Below are 15,478 nucleotides of genomic sequence, written 5' to 3' on the forward strand. Positions count from 1 at the left end.
CGACAGCCCAGAAGTGCATATGCTCGGCCTCCCGAGACTCAATGCAGTTTGACTCGCGGCCTGGCGCGGCGTGACAGGAAACCGATTGCCGTGTCCAGCACCGTCTTGAAGGTCCCGTGCACGGCCTTGAGATGCATCTTGTAGAGCGAGCGATACATCAGCCGGGCAAGCAATCCTTCTACCTTCAGCCCGCCGACCAGGCTGCCGAACGTGCCGTAGTCGGCCAGTGAAACGAGAGAACCGTAGTCGCGGTAGCGGAACGCCGGCGCCGCCTGCCCTTCGAGTCGTGCCGCGATCACCTTGACCATATGATCGGCCTGCTGATGGGCCGTCTGGGCGCGCGGCGGCAAGGGGCCTTCGCCGCCGGGCAATACACAACTCGCGCAGTCGCCGATCGCAAACACATTTTCGTCTCCCTTCGCCCGCAGCGTCTCATCCACAACCAGGCGGTTGATGCGATCTGTATCGAGGCCATCGAGTCCTTTCAGAAAATCCGGCGCCTTGATCCCGGCGGACCACACGACGAGTTCGGCCGGAACGAACAGCTTCTCGCCAAGCCTGATACCCTCGTCTGTCACTTCGGTGACCTTGATGCCGCATCGGATCTGAACACCCAGATCTACAAGCCGGCATGCAGAAGAGCGCGCAAGGTGTTCCGGCAAAGCTGGCAGGATGCGCGGTCCCGCCTCGACGACGGTGATGCGGATCAGCCTCTCGAAATCGATGTTGTCGAGATTGTGCGAGGCGATTTCCCGCATCGACTTGTGCAACTCGGCGGCCAGTTCAACGCCGGTGGCTCCGGCACCGACGATGACGCAGTGGAGCTGACCTGGCGACAGTTGCTCGTATTGCGCATTGGCACGCAGGCACGCGTCGATCATGCGCCTGTTGAAGCGGGCGGCCTGACCGGCGGTATCGAGCGCGATGGCATGACGCGCCGCCCCCGGCGTGCCGAAATCGTTGCTGACGCTGCCCACGGCCAGCACCAGCGTGTCGTAGCCCAGCACGCGTGGCGGAATGATTTGTCTGCCATCGTCGTCGAAGCTCGGCGCCACAAAGACTTGGCGCTTGGCGCGGTCGATGCCGACGACTTCGCCGATCCGGTAGCGATAGTGGTGTGTGCTGGCATGTGCGATGTATTCCACCGCATCGTTCGACGGGTTCAACGTGCCCGAGGCCACTTCGTGCAGAAGCGGCTTCCAGACATGTGTGCGGTTGCGATCGACAAGCGTTACGGAAAGCCGTCGCTTGCCGAATTTGCCGCCAAGCCGTGTTGCCAATTCGAGTCCGCCGGCACCTCCGCCGACGATGACTACGCGGTGCCGCGAACTGTCGGCGTGAGATGGCGTCTCCGGTATCGTGCGGAAAAGCGCGGCATTGTTGGCAAGCACAGCTTCCGGAACCAGCCGCATCCCTGGAGTGATGATCTGCATCAATATCTCCGTCTTTCTTCTCGGCGCCGCGATCGAACCGATCACTCTTGCGATTCGTGGATGACGATGCCCTGCAGCATGTCGACTTCGCATTCCCACGGCTTCTCCGAGAGGACGCGCTGGCCGTGCTCGTAACCGGCCTGCCAGCGCGTGCGGATGCCGACGCGGGTGAAGTCGATGTCCTTTGTGTGGTCCTCGCCGTCCAGGCGTGGCGAAAGCAGCCGCACAAGGTGCATGACCGACGGGCAGCCGTAGGAAGCAAGCTCCTTGAACATCGGATCCTCACGCCGCTCCTCGGGAACCAGCTTTCCCATTTCACGCACGACATGCCGCAGGCGATGCAGTTGCTCTTGTCTCGCAACATGGCTCCGGCCCCGGCTGGCGTATTGAAGGTCTTTCTGCCGGCCCATGACCTGCCAGATCGATTTGGGCTCGGTGGCGCGAGGCTGCCACATGTTGACGGCAAAGATCAGCGAGTCGCGCCGCGGACGCGCGTCGAGCACGACCTCGATGGGCGTGTTCGAATAGATGCCGCCGTCCCAGTAAGGCTCGCCGTCGATACAGATCGCCGGAAACGCCGGCGGCAAGGCGCCCGACGCCATGATGTGCGCCGCCGACAAGGTCATCTCTCGAGTGTCGAAGTATTTGAGTTCACTGGTGTTGACGTTGACTGCGCCGACCGTCAGGCGGGTATGGCGCCGGTTGAGATAGTCGAAGTCGATCAGGTCATTCAGCGTCCTCTTGAGCGGATCGGTCGTGTAGTAGGAGGCGTTCTCGACGCCCACTTCGCGGTTCACTCCAAACATGGCGCCTGGATTCGGTTCGAAGAATCCCGGTATGCCCCGCATCACGGTGCCCATATTGGCGAAGACATTGCTTGGCACCATCATTCGGAACACCTCATCGAGAGGGCTGATACGGCTGACGCCTTCCCAGAATTCCTGAAGCCTCGCCAGCCGAACCGTTGGATCGTTCCCGGCAATCAACGCCGCGTTAATGGCGCCGATCGAGGTGCCGATGACCCAATCCGGCTCTATTCCGCCTTCGACGAGCGCCTGGTAGACACCGGCCTGGTAGGCACCCAGAGCGCCGCCGCCTTGCAGCACCAACACCGTTTGCCGCTTAACGGCAGCGTCGGCCGGATGGGCGACCTCCGGCAAAGGTTCGGCGATCGGAGGATTTCGGGTGATCTTGTTCATGGTCTTTGCTCCTCGTTGCCGGTTCAATGAGCGGTCCAGCCGCCTTCGATCGGGATAATGGCGCCGGTGATCGAGGCCGCATCGGTCGAGGCCAGGAACAGGCAGAGGGCCGCGACCTCGGCCACGGTCACGAACTGCTTGGTCGGCTGCGCCGCCAGGAGCACATCCTTGATCACTTGTTCTTCTGTGATCCCCCGGGCCTTGGCCGTATCCGGTATCTGCTTTTCGACCAGCGGGGTGAGCACGTATCCCGGGCAAACCGCATTGACGGTGATGCCCTGTTCGGCGACCTCCAGCGCAACCGTCTTGGTCAGACCGGCAACGCCGTGCTTGGCAGCGACATAGGCGGATTTATACGGCGAGGCGACAAGGGCGTGGGCCGACGCAACATTGATGATGCGGCCCCATTTGCGTTCTTTCATGGCCTGCAGCGCGCGCCGGATCGTGTAGAAGGACGACATCAGATCGATCGCCACGACTGCTTCGAATTTCTCGATCGGAAAGTCATCGATCGGCGCGACATGCTGGATGCCGGCATTGTTGACGAGGATGTCGACCGCGCCGAACTCGGCGATTGCCTTGTCCATCATCGCGGTGATCGCGCTGCCCTTGCTCATATCCGCACTGTCGTAGCGAACAGTCACCCCATGGTCCGCGGCAAGCTTTGCCCGCAGCAACTCAATCTCGCCGGGATCGCCGAAACCGTTCAGAACGATGTTGCAGCCCTTCGCGGCGAAGGCTTCGGCAATGCCTTGGCCGATGCCGCTGGTCGAGCCTGTGATCAGTGCCGTCTTTCCTCTGAGCATCGTTGTTTCCTTCGGTTGAAGCCGCGGCCGAAATGGCCTGCAAACGGCTGCTCGATTTCTAGGCCGAGTATGGCGGGCGGCTGGAGACAGCGGAAATGCCGTTGAGACATGGATTCGATAGCCGACGGTCGGATCGTCAACTGTCGCCTGGGACACCAATCACCAGATCGGGTTGTTCGACGTTGGGGCAACTAGTAAGATCACCCGGCAACGCGGGTCGTGCCGCATGCCAGCCGCTGGGGGAGAGCGCGCAGTGGAGATCAGCCAGGTCAGATATTTCTTGGCCGTCGCCAAGGAACTGAATTTCACCAGGGCAGCCGAGCTGTGCAACGTTACGCAGCCGGCACTGTCACGCGCGATTAAGCTGCTCGAAGACGAGTTCGGCGGCGCGCTTTTCCACCGCGAGCGACGCTTTACACACCTGACGGAACTCGGTCGCATGGTCGAAACCTATCTCGAAGGCGTTTTCGAGAACTCCCGGCAGGCAAAAGAGATCGCCGAGCAATATGTGCACCTCAAGAAAACGCCTCTCCGGGTCGGCATCATGAGCACGATAGCTCCGGATGAAATCATCGAACTCATCTCGTCCGTGCGCACGCACCATCCCGGCGTTGAGCTTCATCTATGCGATGCCGATGCACCGAGCTTGCGACGCCGGCTGCTCGGAGGCGACCTTGAGGCAGCTATTTACGCGCTGCCGTCAAAACTGCCCGATGAGGAAGTTCACTCCCTGCCGTTGTTTCAGGAACAGATGGTGATGGCTGTTCATCTCAACCATCGCCTGGCCAAGCAGCGCAGCGTGCGGGTGACGGATATGAGCAATGAGACCTACATCCACCGCAACAATTGTGAATTTGCCGGTTATGCTGATGCTATTCTGGCCGACCAGGGTGTCACGGTCAGTCCCGTTTACTGGAGCGATCGTGACGATTGGACACTCGCGATGATCGCCGCCGGGCTTGGTTTCGGGTTTATGCCTGAGCATACCGCCAAGCACCCCGGAGTGGTACCGTTGCCGATCACCGATCCGGAATTCTGGCGCGAGGTCAATCTCGTCACGGTGCGCGGCCGCAGGCATTCGCCGGCGGTTGGCGCACTCGTGCGCGAAGCCACGCAGAAGAAGTGGTTCGGCGAGCGTGCAAAGGCGTTATCCGCCGCGGAATAGCCTCTGCGAAGACAGCCTTTCCCAGGCCAGGGCGACGGATCTCCGGCACCTGCCCACGCTCAGTTCTTCCTGATCGTCGAGGTCACGGACTGGATGACCTCGGTCGCCATCTTGAACTGCGGGGCGCGATCGGTGATGCCATGGCGCTTGGCAATCCAGTCGAAATCGCTATAGGCGGCGTAAACCGCGCCATCCGCAGTCTGGTAGACCAGCACGCGCACCGGCCAGTCGAGACCGGCTTCGGGATTGGATGTGATGAAGGTCGTGCCGAGCGCCGGGTTGCCGAACATCACCAGCCGCGACGGCCTGACATCGTTGCCGGCATTGTTGCCAAGCTTTGCCTGGTCGATGACGCCGAAGAACTTGATGCCCTTCTTGAGGACATCCTTCTTGATGCGGGCGACGGTTTCAGTGACGGAATAGTCACTCTTCACCGTGACAACGCCATCAGAAGCGGCGGCCGGGATGACGGCAGCTATCAGTATGGCGGTTCCGGCAATCATGGTCTTCAGGTAGTTGGTCATGTCAGTCTCCTTTGTTGAATAGCCATTTTTTCGGTCTTGGGTGTCACGACTTTGGCGGTTGAAGCGCGCGCGCCACTGCGATCGCGCCGGCAAGGAAGGCAGCGAGCACGGCCACGCATGCGGTCCACCCGATCCGGTCGTAAATCTGTCCGATGACGAAGCTGCCAGCGAGCCCACCCGCATAGTAGGAGGCCAGGTAGATGCCGCTCGCGGCCGTGCGATCGCGCGAGGCGGTGCGGCTGACGTGCCCCGTGGCTATCGCTTGCGCCAGGAAGGTTCCCATTGCGACCAGCGCCATCCCTGCAAGGACGATCGGCAGGCTGGCCGTGAGCAACAGCAGCAGCCCGACGATCGCCATCGCAAGCGTTGCACCGATGCCGATCCTCGGGCCGAGACCGGCCGTGACACGCCCGGCGAGTGGCGTGGTCAACATCGATGGCAGGAAGACGAAATAGATCAGTCCCAATGCCATCGGCGACAGCGACAGCGGCGGGGCGACAAGCTGGAAATTCACATAAGTGAAGGTTCCAATGAAGACGAAGAGGATCAGGAAGCCGATCGCGAAACAAGCGCGCAGTTCGGCATTTTCCAGCGGGCCCTTCCAGGACGCACGAACAGATTGACCGATCGTATCGGCGCGCATCGTTGCGGAGGTCTTTTGCAACGTGAACCAGACGAGCGCCGCGCCAAATAGATTGAGGGCGGCGAAGGTCAGGAAGTTGGTGGAGATGCCGAACGTGTCGGCGACGGCGGCAGACATCAGCCGTCCGAAGAAATTGCTGGCGACATTGCCCGTTACATAGGCAGCGAGCGCACTGGTCGTCTGCCGTGCGGAGAAATGTTCTGCCAGGTAGGCCATCGTCAGAGTGAACGCGGTCGACATGCACAGGCCTTGCGCCACGCGCAAAAGGGCGAAGACGACGATGCTGTCTGTTTGCGAAAGCAGCGTCGTTGGGATGGCGAGGATGGCGAGGCTGATCCAGATGCCATTGCGGCGATCTATGCCGCGCCCGAAGAGGGCAACGGCGACACCTGCCACCGCCATGCCAAATGTGCTGGCGTTGACGGCGAAGCCCATGGTTGCACGGCTGACGCCGAATTTTATCACCAGTGAGGGCAGTATTGCTTGGGTGGCGAACAGATCGACAAGCGTAAGAAATGCGATCAACGCAACAAGGCCAAAGCGCCAACTGTCGGCGGCCACCGTGTGCAGCCGTGCCGTCTCTGTCTGTTCACTGGTTGTCATGACGAGGCTCCGTGGCCGGACGTCCCCAGGTAATCACCTGAGGACGCGCTTTCGGTTGCTGAGGGTGGGACTGTTCGCCGAAATGTCCGGATCACATCATGTGGTCGTCGGGCATCGCGGGCGGCAAGACGTCGGCGGAATAGAGCACGGCGGGAACCTTGCCGTTGTTCTTCCACCAATGGGCGAGCTGGCCGAACTCGGCGGTCACATCGCCAGCCGGGTGCTCGATGCCCACCTTGCAGGTGCTGCGGTATTCGGTGATCGAGCCTTCGATGACGAGGATATTGGCCGGGCGCAGATTGTGCTCATGCCACGGCACGACGCCGCCTGGCTGAACGACGAGCTTGCGAAGACGCAGCATATTGCCTTTCCAGGCCTCGCCCTTGCTGCTCAGATCGATGGCCGAGAGAACCGTGTCGACAACGCCAACCGGTTTGCTGGGATGTTCCTGAATATCGGTCGTTGCGGCCTGGCCCGCAGGGCAGTCGCCGGCGAAGGCCGGAGCAGAGGAAAATGCAGCGGTTGCCGAAAGCAGACCTGCCGCAAATGCAAGGGTGAGTTTCTTGATAGCCATCTTGTATTTCTCCTTTGTCGGTGCCCAAACGCGGGAGGCGGGGCATGACGGGGAGAGTGACCGGAGCGATCCGAAAAGAGAAATGCTGACTGGCTCTGAAATCGATACCTGAAAACTATGGTAGACCACGGCAACTGCATGAGGACCACACGCGGCAACCGCCTCGTGTGATCCCCTAATTCTTCGATTTTGCTTCAGGCAGCGGTCTTTTGGATCGCCTGGACGATTGCGCTCTCAGGCCAGCCATGCGCCTTGACGCTGTTTACGAAAGCCGACGCCGCAGGCGAGAACCTGCGTCCCGCAACGACAACCAGGGATACTTCCCGCCAGACCTCAGGATCAATGACGGGACGGACCTGCAACCCTGGAATCACCGCACTGAATTCCGGGATGAAGCAGATGCCCAGTCCTCCGGACACCATATTCTGGATCCAGTCCTCGCGTTCGCTGGCGTACGAGATCCTGAGCTTCACGCCCCGATCCGTGCACAGACCGGCGAGGTGATCGCGATACTCGCAATTGAGACGTCTGAGATAATTTTCGCCATCGAGTTCGGAGATGGCTACGTTGTCATTGCGGGCCAGCCGATGGCCGTTTGGAAAGGCGAGGACAAAGCGCTCGCGATAAAGCGGTGTGACGTCGAAGCGGTCCGGGAAACTGTCGCTTGACGCCATGATGGCGACGTCGATCTCGCCGGACTCCAGAAGTTGGGAGAGCGATGCCGGCACGCCCTCAACCAGTTGCAGCTGGATGCCCTGCTGCCGCCGATTGAAGTCGGTCAGCAAGCCGGTGAAGCGACGCGGGCCGATGGTGCACATGACGCCGACCTTCAGGTTGGCGTTTTCCAGGCACAGGAACCTCGATGCCTCCTGGCGCACTCCAGTCAGTTCGTCGAGGATCTGCTGAAAACGGGGGCGAAGCAGCACACCCAGGTCAGTCAGGTGGGTCAAGCTTCGTTCGCGGCGAAACAGCAGCCCTCCGACCTCTTCCTCGAGTTGCTGGATGGCGCGGGACAGAGCCGGCTGAGTGACGTTGCACTTTTCGCCTGCCCGCGTGAAGTTTCGTGTCTCGCACACGGCCAGGAAGTAACGGATGTGGTGAATGTCCATGCCGATTTGTCCCGAGTTGCAGACGAGGCTGTTCGTGCTTCGGAGACTGCCGCAAGGCTCGCTTTGGCGCCAATGCACTGCGGCTATAAAGTCGATAGCGGTCCGTCATGGCGCCGTGACATCATCCCTGGATTTCCCGGAACGGCCGGAGCAGCTCAGTTGGCGCCGCCGAGCGCCAATACATTGCGCAGAGCGCATCGTGCGGCTTGCTCATGGCGGGGTCATTGACCGCAGGATTCTCGCCAGGCTCGGAAAACTTGCGCCGCGCAAGGGATTGCAGCCAATGCAATCTGCCTATGGAGTTCATGCCACCTTGGCATTTCGCGAGCAGAGGATCATGCGGCAGTGTCTCCATCGAACGCCTTGCCTGGCGTTTTTCGGGAGGAGACCCAAAAGATGCAAATCCAGGCCGCAACCGACCATGTCTTTGTTGCAGGTGCAGAACTGGCGATTGAAGCCCGCAAGCCGATCAATATCACCCTGGCAAACGATGCGCACGGCGCATTTGTCTGGGGCGTACTCGATCGGTTGCTGGATGAACCTCGCCTTTCCTTCCGCAGCATCACCGCATCCGGTTTCGGAGGCATGGAAGCAGCGGTTCTTGCTTACGGACTGGCTCTGGGCGGCCGGCGTGGCGCACGAACGGCGCTCACCAATTTCTGGCGGCGCATCAGCCACGCATCGATGTCTGCGGTCGCTACGGTCAATCCGCTGAGATCGATCCTGGAACAGTCGATCGACGTTGCCGAGTTGCACAAGAATAGCTGCCCATTGAAGCTCAACATCCTGGCTTCGAACGCCCGCACCGACACCGTGCAGAGTTTCTCCGGGGAGCAATTGTCGATCGAGGCCATTTTGGCGGCCGCGACAGTCCCATTCCTTTTCCCGCCCGTTGAGATCGATGGCGAAATGTATTGGGGCGAAAGCGAGTTTTCGGCATTGCCGCCGGTGCAGCCGATCGAGGCTGGGCATTGGCTGATCGTCGGCGGCAAACCCTCACGATGCATGATGCCATGCGCGGCTTACCGCGTCGCCGCAAACTCCATGAGTTCTGCACCTGCGCACGCCATATTCGACAGGCATCACAGAACAAATGCCTCGCTGTTTACTAGGCCTTGGACCGACTGGGGCGAATTGACCGACACGCGTGACCGCGGACGGCAGCGAGCCGAGGACTGGCTTCTCGCCGACCATCCGATCTTGAGTGAAAGCTCAGTCGTCGACAGCAAAAATCGATACGTCTAGGCGCCTCCCTCCGCCTAGCCACGCCTGCTTCGCTCCGCTCACGAAGTGCAGGCGCCAAAGCCCTCCGGTTCCCCGCCGGAGGGCTTTTTGCTCGTTATCCCCTCAACATAGTGACCGCGTATCAAATCCATGCCGAGACAGCATTTCAGCTTTATCGCGCGTTGTTCGACACTGCTTGCAGGACAGGCCGCCAGGTCAGTCTTTCCTCGAAACGCAACCAGGAGAAATGACCGTGATCAACACCAAGACCCTCATCGGATCGGCCCTCGCTGCCGCCACCTCGCTTGCTGCAACTGCAGCTTATAGCGGCCCGGCCGCTCAGCCCAACTTCTCGTTCGAGAAGTGCTATGGCGTCGTCAAGGCCGGCCAGAACGACTGCCAGACCGCGACGCATTCATGCGCGGGCACCTCGATCGCCGACAACCAGCCGGACTCCTGGCTCTACGTGCCAGCCGGCAGCTGCGCCAAGATCACCGGCGGCAGCGACAAGCCGAAAGCCTGAACAGCCAGACTTCGAGCCAACCCCCAGGAATGGAGCAGACCGATGTCCCGTGCGTTTCAAGATATCGCCGTCCCCGCAACCGCGGGCATCGGTCTTCGCTCTCCTCACATCAGCGAAATGCTGAGCCGCAGGCCTTCCGCCGGCTGGCTCGAGGTGCATGCCGAGAATTATATGGGCGACGACACCGCCGTCGAGGCGCTTGAACGGCTGCGCCAGATATATCCGCTGTCAGTTCACGGTGTTGGCCTGTCTCTGGGCAGCGCACAAGGGGTGGACCGTGACCATCTGGAAAGACTGCGCAAGGTCTGCGAGCGGTTCCAGCCTGATCTCGTTTCGGAGCATCTTGCCTGGAGCGTTGCCGACGGAGCCTATCTCAACGACCTGCTACCGCTTCGCTACGACGAAGAGGCGCTGGCGATCGTGGCGCGCAACGTGGCGACCGTCCAGGATACGTTGAAGCGACGTGTGCTGATCGAGAACCTGTCCGCCTATGTCGCGTTTGCGGACTCGTCGATGAATGAAGCTGAATTTCTGGCTGAGCTGGTGGCGCAAACTGGCTGCGGCCTGCTTCTGGACGTCAACAATGTCCAGGTTTCGGCGCATAATCTCCAGTACGACGCAAAGGCCTTCATCGACGCTTTGCCCGCCGATGCCATCGGGGAGATCCACCTTGCCGGTCACGCGACCAATGAGGTCGGCGGCGACACCGTGCTGATCGACGATCACGGCTCTCGTGTGCCGCCAGTTGTGTGGGGGCTCTATCACCATGCCATCAGCCATCTCGGGCCGCGCCCGACGCTGATCGAATGGGATACCGATGTTCCGGTTCTCGACGTGCTGCTCGGCGAGGCTATGTGGGCCGACATGCTCTCCGCTTCGATCATGTTCAGCCGCAAGCAGGCCGCAAGGCAGACCGCCCCGACCATGGTCCTGCCGGTGTCCAGCCTGCCAACTTTCGAAAGCACGCGAACCAGCATGCCTGTGCTTGCGGCATTTGCCGCCGCCAAAACCAGACCGGCCATGCCCGTCGCCCTGCCGACAATCGAAGGAGGATATCATGCTGCCGCTTGAACATCTGCAGACCATCGTGGCGCGCTCGGTGCTGGCCATGGAGCCTCTGATCGACGCGAGAATGCTAACGCTGGCAAGGCCGACCCAATGGCTCGCCTGCGCATCTACCAGAACAACACACGCAGTTCGTTGACTGCCGTGCTGATGGCGGTGTTTCCCGTTACGGCCCGCCTCGTCGACGAACGTTTCTTCCGCTTTATGGCGAGCGAGTTCATTCGACGGCATCCGCCGGCGGAGTCACGCCTGGTGCGATATGGTGCGGGCTTCCCTCGCTTTCTGAAGACCATCGACACCCTGTCCGACATGCCGATCGTCGCCGAGACGGCGCGGCTCGAATGGGCCATTGCCGAAGCGCTCGATACAGCTTCGCTGCCGGCCCGCAGCCTCGCAGAATACGACAGCAACGACCTTGGGCTGTCGCCGGATATCCTGCTCCAGCCCTCACTGCGATTGATCGTCTCGCACTGGTCGATCCTATCGGTATGGATGGAGCATCAAAAGGAGACGGCGGCCGATGAAAAAATCACCTGGACAAGGCGCCCCGAACGCGTGGCGCTGTGGCGATCGGGGAACTACGTGCGGCTTTTTCTGCTCGACCGCGCGAGCTTCGCGTTCTGGCATTCGCTGAAGCACGGCTTCGGCCTTGAGCATGCCGCTGGTCGCGCCTTGGCGCTCGACCCGGCCTTCGACCTGGTTTCAGCGCTTGTGCGCCTGTTCCGCGACAGGCTCGTCACCGACGTGCGCGTCCCGGTGCACCCCCTCTCAAACTGAAGGAGACGATCATGACTGCGATACCGGAATATTCCACCCCCCGCCCTGCCGGCCTTGTTGGTCTTTACCGACGAGTGATCAAGTTACCGGAGCGTATCCCATTTTCGCTGGTCCAGCTCGCAGCTCGAGTCGCGATTGCGCATGTCTTCTGGCAGTCTGCACAATCGAAGCTGGCGTCCTGGCCGGTGACGCTGCAGCTGTTCGCCAGCGAATACAATCTACCCCTCATCGATCCGTCGATCGCGGCGCCGCTGGCGACAACGGCAGAGATCACCGGGGCGGTGCTGCTTTTCCTGGGGCTGTTCTCGCGTCTCGGCGCGCTGATGCTGCTCGGCGTTGTTTCAGTGATCCAGATCTTCGTGTTCCCGGAGAACTGGGCCGAGCATCTGCTGTGGGCCTCGCTTTTGCTGCTCGTTCTAACACGGGGCGCCGGCGTCCTCTCGCTCGACTACGTCGCAGAGCGGACCTTTTCAGCGCCGCCATCGTAGCCGAGAATTTCCTGACCAACCTATCAACAATGTCGCCGAGACCGATATCGACTTTCCCGTCGTTCTCGCCGCCGAAGCCGCCTGACCGATGCCCGATCCGGCGCCCAGGGTGGATCGGGCGATTTCGGTTCTGCTCTCGTCGAGGCTCGCGCGGCGGCGGTAACGATGCCGTGAGGCTGTAACGGTCGGTTCCCATGGGGCGAATAAGAGACCGTCACAGTCCATTCCCAATACGGATTTTTCTCAGTGAAGTTTGCCGAAGTGACAGCCACAGGAATCCGGTTCGGGCCTGTCGGTTACGAAATCATCCTGCTTTATCTGGCCGGCCTTGTAACGCTTGCAGTAGGCGGCTCCGGCCGTCTGTCGCTTGAGACGGTCTTGTCTCAGCCCAAGGGAATCGAGCGCTCGAGATGACTGCCCTTGCCCAACCCCAGCACGATCTTTCTGCAATTGAGATCGACGCCTTCGAAGACAGGATCTATGCCTACAATCGGGAGGCGGTAGGGCGCGATGACGCTCAGGGCCTTGGCTTTGTGATCCGCGACCCGGTTGGACGCATCATCGGTGCTGCAACAGGATTTTCCTGGGCGGGCACTTCCGAACTCAAACAGATGTGGATCGACGAGGGACATAGGGGACGTGGCTATGCGCGGGCGTTGTTGAACGCCTTCGCGGCCGAGGCCAAAGATCGAGGCGTTCGGCGGATTTGGGTGCAGAGCCATGATTTCCAAGCGCCAGGAATGTATGAAAAAGCCGGCTTCGTGCGTGTAGCTGAATTTGCGAATTGGCCCGAGGGACACTCCAACGTCATTCTCTGCAAAATACTTGAAGATCCGACTACAACCCAATGAACAGCATCCGAATTGCGCGAGACGCTGACGCGGAAGCCCTGCCCTCTATCGAACAGTCGGCGGGTGAGGCCTACCGTGAGATCGAGGAGTTGGCCTGGATTGCCGACGACGACAATCAGACCGTCGAGCGCCACCGTGAACTCATCGCCAAGGGCACATCCTGGGTCGCGACGGACGCCTCCGATCGGCCGGTCGCATTCCTGAGCGCGGAGATCCAGGATGACACATTGCACATCTGGGAACTTGCCGTGCGCCTTGATCGACAACGCTCGGGTATCGGACGCGCCTTGCTGGAAGAGGCAATTGCGGATGCGATGCGTCGCCGCCTTGTCGCTCTTACCCTGACGACGTTCCGGGACGTGATCTGGAACGCGCCATTTTACCAGAAGCTGGACTTTCAGGTGCTGGATGGCGCGCAGGCCGGAGAGCGGCTTCGCCAGGTGCTACGCCGAGAGGTCGAGCACGGAATGCCGGCAAGCAGACGTTGCGCCATGCGCCTTGTCCTCACTCAAGTTTGAGCTTGCTGGCGAAACTCAGACTGCGCTCGAGAGCGTTTCACGGAATCGCTGACCCGCTCTAACTCTTTGTTTTTACGCAATTCCGGACGGAACACCGTTAAACACTTATCCTGGAATTGCTCTAAGCGGCGGCATCGGGTGTTTCAAGGTTTCTGGTTCTTCTGCGCCGGATCGCCTCGGCGATGAACAAGCGAGATAGGGCGTGGTAGAGCGGCTCGTTCGAAATCAATCGCGCTGTCCCATAGCCCAGCATCGATGCGCACATCAGCGCAATGACATTGTCGTGGTTGCCGGTCATTTCGAGGATGATGACGAAGGCCGTCATCGGAGCCTGCACAACGCCGGCAAAATAGCCGGCCATGCCGAGCAGCGCAGCGGTGCCGGTGGCGGCGCCGAGGATGAGGCCAAGCGTGCTGCCAAGGCCGGCTCCTACGGCCAGCGATGGCGCGAAGATGCCGCCCGGGATGCCCGAAACCATTGAGAGCAGGCCAGCCGCGAATTTCTCGGCAAAGAAGAACGCCGGCAGCGGCGTGCCTTCGATGGCTCCGCGTGCCTGCGCGTAACCGGTGCCGAAGGTGAGGCCATTCGAGGCCATCCCGATCGCGGCCACCGCCAGCCCGCAAATGCTTGCCACAACCATTGTGCGCCAGAGCGGCTGCAACGCGTTCCAGCGCCGGATGCGACGCGTCGCTTTCAGCGCCAGCAACGAAAACAGCGCGCCGATGCCGCCGCCGACGACGCCGCAGGCAAGCACCAGCGGCCAATCGCTGGCAAAGGCCACTGTTTCTTTGGCGACGCCGAAGTAAGTATAGTTTCCGACCAGGCCCAACGAGGCGAGTCCGGCGAAGATCACCGCCGTTAACACCAGCCCGTTGGTGCGGGATTCATAGGCGCGCCCCATCTCCTCGATAGCAAAGACAATGCCGGCAAGCTGTGTGTTGAAGGCAGCCGCTATGCCTGCCGCCGACCCGGCCAGGATCAGCCCGCGCGCCTGCCCCATGCCGCCCCAGCGCGCGACCTGCAGCATCAGCGAGGCGCCGACCTGCACTGTCGGTCCCTCGCGGCCAATCGAGGCCCCGCAGCCGAGACCGACGACGGTGAGCGCGATCTTGCCCACCACCAGCCGCAGCGACAGGATGTGCCCGCGGTCGTCGTCATCGCGCAAATGACGTGCGGCGATTGCCTGCGGAATGCCGCTGCCCTGCGAGCCCGGAAAAAAGGAATGCGCAAGCCAGGCGCAGAGAACGAAGCCGAGCGGCGTCATCACCAGCGGCAGGTAAAAGCGCCAGCCGCCCTGATGGCCAATCGCGATGTGGAAGAGTGCCTGCGCCTGGTCGGCCAGAACTGCGAACAGCACGCTGATCAGACCAATCGAGATGGCGCCCGCCCAAAAGACGATGCGGGGCTGCCAGACGCGCCGCGAAACCCACATTGCCTGCGAGCGCCGCAGCATCGGGTGTTTTCGCGAAATGAGTGCCATGTCGGATCCTGTCGTGATCGATCCGGCCTAGCACACCCATGGAGCCGATCAACCCTGCGAGGCCAGGCCTATGGCAGATGGGATCAGCGACAGTGCTCCGGCAGAACTCCGACGGCGAAGGATGGATGGGACATCCCGCCAGCGCGCGTGCCGGCGGGACGAAAACGTCGGCGGAGCCCGAAGGCTTCTACATCGCCATTTTTTCGCACTCGGCCTGGGCCTTCTTGGTCGATGTATCGATCATGTAGGTTTTGCCTTTGGCGTCGGTCATCATCATCATGCAATGCTTGATCGGCTTGGCCATTTTCATCATTTCGGCGCTCATTTTGGCGTCCGGCATCATGGTGCCCATATGCCCGTCGGGCATGATTGCTGTGACTTGCCCACCCTTCATCATGGACATCGTGCCCATCGTGTCTTCGGCGAACGCCTGTGACACGCACAGGGCGGCAATGCTGGCGGTGACAAAGATCCTGAACGAATGCATCTGGAATAC

At 61.0% G+C, this 15,478-nt stretch carries 18 protein-coding genes; 8 read left to right on the top strand and 10 right to left on the bottom strand.

Annotation, left to right across the window (positions count from 1 at the left end):
* Positions 1 to 38 precede the first annotated feature (38 nt).
* From ACWTU9_RS13195 to ACWTU9_RS13205, 3 genes are read right to left on the bottom strand one after another with little or no spacing between them, the layout of a single operon-like run.
* Complete coding sequence (locus tag ACWTU9_RS13195) at positions 39 to 1,433, bottom strand: NAD(P)/FAD-dependent oxidoreductase (RefSeq protein WP_455858636.1); 1,395 nt, start codon at positions 1,431 to 1,433, stop codon at positions 39 to 41.
* Positions 1,434 to 1,474: 41 nt separating this feature from the next.
* Entirely contained in the window at positions 1,475 to 2,632 is a 1,158-nt protein-coding gene (locus tag ACWTU9_RS13200; protein WP_455858637.1) for a patatin-like phospholipase family protein, read from the bottom strand.
* 23 nt (positions 2,633 to 2,655) lie between these two features.
* Entirely contained in the window at positions 2,656 to 3,438 is a 783-nt protein-coding gene (locus tag ACWTU9_RS13205; RefSeq protein WP_455858638.1) for a 3-hydroxybutyrate dehydrogenase, read from the bottom strand.
* 253 nt (positions 3,439 to 3,691) lie between these two features.
* Between ACWTU9_RS13205 and ACWTU9_RS13210 the strand changes: the two genes are divergently transcribed.
* Positions 3,692 to 4,603, top strand: a complete 912-nt coding sequence (locus ACWTU9_RS13210) for a LysR family transcriptional regulator (RefSeq protein WP_455858639.1) — start codon at positions 3,692 to 3,694, stop codon at positions 4,601 to 4,603.
* Between the two features lie 59 nt (positions 4,604 to 4,662).
* Here the strand turns inward: ACWTU9_RS13210 and ACWTU9_RS13215 are convergent, their stop codons facing one another.
* The 5 genes from ACWTU9_RS13215 to ACWTU9_RS13235 all read right to left on the bottom strand — a co-directional run bounded on the left by ACWTU9_RS13215 (position 4,663) and on the right by ACWTU9_RS13235 (position 8,411).
* Complete coding sequence (locus ACWTU9_RS13215) at positions 4,663 to 5,127, bottom strand: DUF302 domain-containing protein (RefSeq protein WP_455858640.1); 465 nt, start codon at positions 5,125 to 5,127, stop codon at positions 4,663 to 4,665.
* A gap of 43 nt (positions 5,128 to 5,170) precedes the next feature.
* Entirely contained in the window at positions 5,171 to 6,373 is a 1,203-nt protein-coding gene (locus ACWTU9_RS13220; protein ID WP_455858641.1) for an MFS transporter, read from the bottom strand.
* A 91-nt stretch (positions 6,374 to 6,464) separates the two neighbouring features.
* On the bottom strand, positions 6,465 to 6,947 hold the full coding sequence (locus tag ACWTU9_RS13225; RefSeq protein ID WP_454575059.1) for a cupin domain-containing protein: 483 nt from the start codon (positions 6,945 to 6,947) through the stop codon (positions 6,465 to 6,467).
* A gap of 194 nt (positions 6,948 to 7,141) precedes the next feature.
* Positions 7,142 to 8,056, bottom strand: a complete 915-nt coding sequence (locus ACWTU9_RS13230) for a LysR family transcriptional regulator (RefSeq protein ID WP_095775296.1) — start codon at positions 8,054 to 8,056, stop codon at positions 7,142 to 7,144.
* 121 nt (positions 8,057 to 8,177) lie between these two features.
* On the bottom strand, positions 8,178 to 8,411 hold the full coding sequence (locus ACWTU9_RS13235; RefSeq protein ID WP_455858642.1) for a hypothetical protein: 234 nt from the start codon (positions 8,409 to 8,411) through the stop codon (positions 8,178 to 8,180).
* A 41-nt stretch (positions 8,412 to 8,452) separates the two neighbouring features.
* On the opposite strand from ACWTU9_RS13235, the gene ACWTU9_RS13240 reads away from it, so the two are divergent.
* From ACWTU9_RS13240 to ACWTU9_RS13270, 7 genes are all read left to right on the top strand, one after another.
* A complete protein-coding gene (locus ACWTU9_RS13240; protein ID WP_455858643.1) occupies positions 8,453 to 9,301 on the top strand; it encodes a patatin-like phospholipase family protein in 849 nt (282 codons plus the stop codon).
* 232 nt (positions 9,302 to 9,533) lie between these two features.
* Positions 9,534 to 9,803: a BufA1 family periplasmic bufferin-type metallophore gene (locus tag ACWTU9_RS13245; protein ID WP_455858644.1), complete on the top strand. Its 270-nt coding sequence runs from the start codon at positions 9,534 to 9,536 to the stop codon at positions 9,801 to 9,803.
* Between the two features lie 42 nt (positions 9,804 to 9,845).
* On the top strand, positions 9,846 to 10,874 hold the full coding sequence (gene bufB, locus ACWTU9_RS13250) for an MNIO family bufferin maturase (protein ID WP_455858645.1): 1,029 nt from the start codon (positions 9,846 to 9,848) through the stop codon (positions 10,872 to 10,874).
* A gap of 87 nt (positions 10,875 to 10,961) precedes the next feature.
* Positions 10,962 to 11,645, top strand: coding sequence for an HvfC/BufC family peptide modification chaperone (locus tag ACWTU9_RS13255; RefSeq protein WP_455858646.1), 684 nt, complete (start codon positions 10,962 to 10,964; stop codon positions 11,643 to 11,645).
* 11 nt (positions 11,646 to 11,656) lie between these two features.
* Positions 11,657 to 12,133: a DoxX family protein gene (locus ACWTU9_RS13260; protein WP_455858647.1), complete on the top strand. Its 477-nt coding sequence runs from the start codon at positions 11,657 to 11,659 to the stop codon at positions 12,131 to 12,133.
* Positions 12,134 to 12,543: 410 nt separating this feature from the next.
* Positions 12,544 to 12,984 (top strand): GNAT family N-acetyltransferase, encoded by a 441-nt coding sequence (locus tag ACWTU9_RS13265; protein ID WP_455858648.1) that lies wholly within the window; start codon positions 12,544 to 12,546, stop codon positions 12,982 to 12,984.
* On the top strand, positions 12,981 to 13,502 hold the full coding sequence (locus tag ACWTU9_RS13270; protein ID WP_455858649.1) for a GNAT family N-acetyltransferase: 522 nt from the start codon (positions 12,981 to 12,983) through the stop codon (positions 13,500 to 13,502). Before ACWTU9_RS13265 ends, ACWTU9_RS13270 begins: the two co-directional genes overlap by 4 nt.
* 121 nt (positions 13,503 to 13,623) lie before the next feature.
* On the opposite strand, the gene ACWTU9_RS13275 is transcribed toward ACWTU9_RS13270, so the two are convergent.
* Together ACWTU9_RS13275 and ACWTU9_RS13280 are read right to left on the bottom strand one after the other, a co-directional pair.
* A complete protein-coding gene (locus ACWTU9_RS13275; protein WP_455858650.1) occupies positions 13,624 to 14,982 on the bottom strand; it encodes a chloride channel protein in 1,359 nt (452 codons plus the stop codon).
* 187 nt (positions 14,983 to 15,169) lie between these two features.
* Positions 15,170 to 15,469: a hypothetical protein gene (locus ACWTU9_RS13280; protein ID WP_454586973.1), complete on the bottom strand. Its 300-nt coding sequence runs from the start codon at positions 15,467 to 15,469 to the stop codon at positions 15,170 to 15,172.
* Positions 15,470 to 15,478: the final 9 nt, after the last annotated feature.

It is taken from the genome of Mesorhizobium sp. 128a (assembly GCF_053848025.1).